This is a genomic window from Silvanigrella sp. (assembly GCF_044369315.1).
In the GTDB taxonomy this organism is placed as follows: Bacteria; Bdellovibrionota_B; Oligoflexia; order Silvanigrellales; family Silvanigrellaceae; genus Silvanigrella.
In genome coordinates this window covers 1-4177 of sequence record NZ_JBIPMD010000271.1, presented here as the reverse complement: position 1 = coordinate 4177, position 4177 = coordinate 1, and the positions used below count along the sequence as shown (strand labels likewise).

General features: G+C 30.2%; 3 protein-coding genes. All 3 read right to left on the bottom strand.

The annotated features are described in order from the left end of the window. Positions 1-92 precede the first annotated feature (92 nt). From ACIQ56_RS15230 to ACIQ56_RS15220, 3 genes are read right to left on the bottom strand one after another with little or no spacing between them, the layout of a single operon-like run. Positions 93-341 carry a response regulator gene (locus ACIQ56_RS15230; RefSeq protein WP_397601899.1) on the bottom strand — a complete coding sequence of 83 codons (249 nt, stop codon included), beginning with the start codon at positions 339-341 and terminating at the stop codon, positions 93-95. Between the two features lie 18 nt (positions 342-359). Continuing rightward, on the bottom strand, positions 360-2711 hold the full coding sequence (gene cheB, locus ACIQ56_RS15225; RefSeq protein WP_397601898.1) for a chemotaxis-specific protein-glutamate methyltransferase CheB: 2352 nt from the start codon (positions 2709-2711) through the stop codon (positions 360-362). Next, positions 2711-3853 carry a methyl-accepting chemotaxis protein gene (locus ACIQ56_RS15220; protein WP_397601897.1) on the bottom strand — a complete coding sequence of 381 codons (1143 nt, stop codon included), beginning with the start codon at positions 3851-3853 and terminating at the stop codon, positions 2711-2713. Before ACIQ56_RS15220 ends, cheB begins: the two co-directional genes overlap by 1 nt. Between the last annotated feature and the right edge of the window lie 324 nt (positions 3854-4177).

Here is a 4177-nt window from a genome sequence, read left to right as displayed (position 1 = left end):
GGGAGCCGGATGTGGGAAAACTACAAGTCCGGTTCTGCAGGGGTTTCATGGCAATGAATTACTTTATTTGAAAGGAAATAAAAGTCATGTCTCTACCTACCAATATTCATTTTTTTTAACTTTGCAATAAACTCAAGGCCATTCATTTTCGGCATTCTTATATCTACTAAAAAAACATTTGGTTGAAAACCGTCCTGTAAACTTTCAATCGCTTTTAAAGAGGAATTAAAGTCATATATATTGATATTAATATGTGAATTTATCATATCTTTAAATACATCTAAAATTTCTTGTTCATCATCTATAATTGCAATGGCTTTGTTTTTAAATTCTTCAATCATAACAAACCTCTCTTACTATTAGCTCCGTGTCATGTGAATTAATTTATTTGAAATGTTATCAATTGGTTCAATAAAGTCGGCTGCATTTAACTTTATCGCTTCTTTTGGCATTCCAAAAACAACGCATGTTGCTTCATTTTGAGCGATTGTTTTTGACCCCGAATCTTTTAACTGCTTTAATCCCCTAGCGCCATCACTGCCCATTCCTGTTAAAATCACTCCAATTGTTTTTTTTAATTTTAATTGTGCAACAGAGTTAAATAAAACATCGACGGAAGGTCTATGCCCATTTATTGTACTTGTTTCTGTGATTTCAATTTGAAGGTTTTGATTGTTTTTTTTCACAATCATATGTTTATTACCTGGTGCTATATAGACATTATTTTTTTCTACGATATCTCCATTTTTTGCTTCTCTGACCTCAAAAGGGCAAAGTTTATTGAGTCTGTCTGCAAGTGCTTTTGAAAAAACTTCAGGGATATGTTGTACAATTAATATGGGAGGAATTTGTGAGGGAAGTTCTTCTAAAATATGTTTTAAAGCTTCTGTTCCCCCAGTAGAAGATCCAATAGCAATTAAATAATTACCATCCATTGTATTTTGATCGACTCTACTTTTAACTATAGGCGCTTTAAAAAATGGAATTTTAGCATTTTTGCTGTGAATAATTTTATCGATTAATACTTTGCTTTCTTCTTCTAACTGGCGAAAATCCGGTTTTTGAAAAAAATCGAAAGCACCAAGTTCCAATGCTTCCATGACTAAAGAACCTTCTTCCATATTTAGAGCGCTTACGACAATCGTAGGGATTTTATATTTTGGCAAAATTAATTTTAAAATATCGATACCACTTAAAAATGGCATATTTATATCTAATGTAATTACGTCTGGTTTTAGAATTTTAATTTGATCCTCTAATGTTCTTGGATCTTCTACTTCACCGACAACCTGTATTTGTTTATTTTTTGATAAAATATTTTTAAGCTGCATCCGGATTGTTTTAGAGTCATCAACAATTAATACTTTTATAATTTCATTATTTATATTATTAGAATAATTTGATGTTACTTCATTTTTTGATATCGGTTTTATTTTTTTAGAATCATTATAAATAGTCTCTAATTTAAAACAAATTTCTTCACTTGATTCTTCAATATTTTTTAAATCGGGTTTTTCAACATAGTCTGAAGCCCCTAAACTTAAAGCTTCTTTTGCAATAGTTGTGCCATCTCGTTCAATAGAACTGACAATTAAAACAGGCGGATGTTTTTCTTTATGAAAATCTGCTTTTAAATATTCAATGCCTGTTTCTTCTGGCATATGAATATCAAGTGTGATGATATCCACATTATTGGTTTTTAGCTTTTCTCTTGCTTCTCTGGTATTTGCTGCAGTAGAGACAACTTGAAATCCTTTATCTTTTGTTAAAACTTTTTTAAGCAATACAAGAATGGTTGGAGAGTCGTCTACGCATAAAACATTTATCAAAGATTTTTCAATTGGTTTTATTTCTTCAAATGTAACTTTTTCTTTAGGTGAATAATCTTTGTGACAATAAATTGAATTTGATAGTAATTTAACAGGTAAATTAAGACCTAATATAGATTCACTTATTCCTAAAACCAATAAGCCATTTGGTTCTAGTCTACTTAGTAATGAATTGATAATTTCAGAAACTTGTTGTTGATTAAAATAAATTAAAACATTTCTGCAAAAAATAATATCAAATTTATCATTTATAAATTTGTTACTTAATTTTAATAAATTGGCTTCTTCAAATGAAACAGGATCTTTGATATGTTTTTTAGGCTTTACAAAATCTCGAATACTTGCAAGACCTCTAACCCAATTTCCATGGACATAAGACATGGGAACTTGTGAAATATCTTTATAAAAATAGACTCCATTTTGAGCATATTTAACGGATTCGTGATCTACATCTGTTCCAATTATTTTATAATCAAAATCTTTTATTTTATTTTCTTTTTTTAATTTATGAAAAAACATCGATAAGGAATAAGCTTCTTGACCTTGGCTACTGGCAGAACTCCAAATTCGAATTGTTTTATTTCTTTTATCGTTGATAATTTGGTTTAAATATTTTTTTTCAATGTCTTCAAAATGAAAATATTCTCTAAAAAAGTAACTATGATGTGTTGTTAACAAAGAGATAATCGCTTTTTTTTCGGTATCAAAATTGGCATTTAAATGCTTTAAGTAGTCTGAAGGAGTGGTAATTCCTAAAGTAGTAAATCTTTTATTTAGTCGAGATTCAACCATAGTGAAATTTTTTTCATTGAGTTGATTCCCTGTTTCTTCATGGGCAATATGGCATATTTTTTGTATCAAAGAATACCATTCGCTATTCATTAAAGATCCTCAAATCTAGGGTCATTGTAGGAAGGCACTTCCTCACTTGCTACAGCTTTAGGTTGTGTCTTTTCCTTATTTGGTTTGAATTCTTTTTTGTTGTTTGTTTCTATTATTGGTGACATGGTACTTTTTATATGACTATCCATTGCTCTCTTTTTATTTTCAGGTGGATTATAATTTCCTTTGTCATTATTGTTTCCTGAGCTGACTTTAAGTTTTGTTATGTTACTTTCATTACCCACAATAATTTTTACAAGGTGTGAAGCCATTTGTTCAATTTCGTAACTTTGTCTTAAAAGATCTGCTGCTGTTTTAGATGTTTTTTGAGCAATATTGCTATTTTGGTGTGTTACGTTATCTAATTCTTGCATAGCGTGATTGATTTCTGTTACACCTTTAGCTTGTTCTTGAGCTGAATTTGCAATTTCATAAACAAGATGATTTACTTCTTCCGAGTTTACAAAAATTTGTTCAAAAATAGAAGCGCATTCATTGCTAATAGCTTCTCCATTTTTCATAGTCTCTTTTGACTTTGTTAAAATATTCTCAACATTGTTTTTTGTTTGATCGATGATTGTTTTTACTCTATTAATACTACTCTCAAGCATAGAAGAAATTTCTTTAGAGGCATTCCCACTCATTTGAGCTAAATTCCCTACTTCTTCTGCAACAACAGAAAAACCACGGCCATGTTCACCAGCTCTTGCGGCTTCTACAGAGGCATTAAAAGATAAAAGTTTTGTTTGAAACACAATTTCATTTATGATTTTTGTTTTGCTTTCAATTTCTGCAATTACTTTCACAATTTCAGAGATTCGTTTATTGCCATCTAATACTTGATCCATAATTTCTTGGTTGCTCGATTTTATATTTGAAATGGAATCTACCATTCTATGAATAATTGTTTTTCCTTCATTTACTTTATTTTTATTTTCATCCGATTTTTTTCTTGAAGTATCCGCCATTTCAGAGGTTTTATTCATCATGGCGCTTATTTCATTAACTGCTGTTACGGTTTCTTGAAGAGAGGCAGCTTGCTCAAGTGTTGCTGCAGAAAGTTTTTGGCTTTCAGAAGATGCTTCTGCCGATGATTTATTTAATAACAGGTTACCATTCGCTAATTGGTTAGCCACATTCATAAGCATATTTGCTAAATTTTTGCTAAAGAAAACACTCAAAGAAATCACTAAAATAAAAATGAGCGTAAAAATGCATGTATATATTATTTTAGAATTGATTATTTCGGCATAGGCCTCATTTTTGTGAGCTCGAATTAACACTTTCCAACCTAATTCATCAACAATTTTATCTCCTACCACATTTTTAAAAGCAGTTAATAAAGTGATTCCTTTTGGTGGACAATATGCTATGAACTTAGGCGTTCATATAGAAGGGTTGTCCAATGTTAAAGAAGAAATCAGTTAAAAGTCAATATTCTCTTGAGTTTAAAAATCAAGTTCTAG

Excerpts from the sequence above, each read along its gene's own strand:
- ACIQ56_RS15230 (WP_397601899.1), bottom strand. The coding sequence starts at position 341 with ATGATTGAAGAATTTAAAAACAAAGCCATTGCAATTATAGATGATGAA.
- cheB (WP_397601898.1), bottom strand. The coding sequence starts at position 2,711 with ATGAATAGCGAATGGTATTCTTTGATACAAAAAATATGCCATATTGCC.
- ACIQ56_RS15220 (WP_397601897.1), bottom strand. The coding sequence starts at position 3,853 with ATGAATGTGGCTAACCAATTAGCGAATGGTAACCTGTTATTAAATAAA.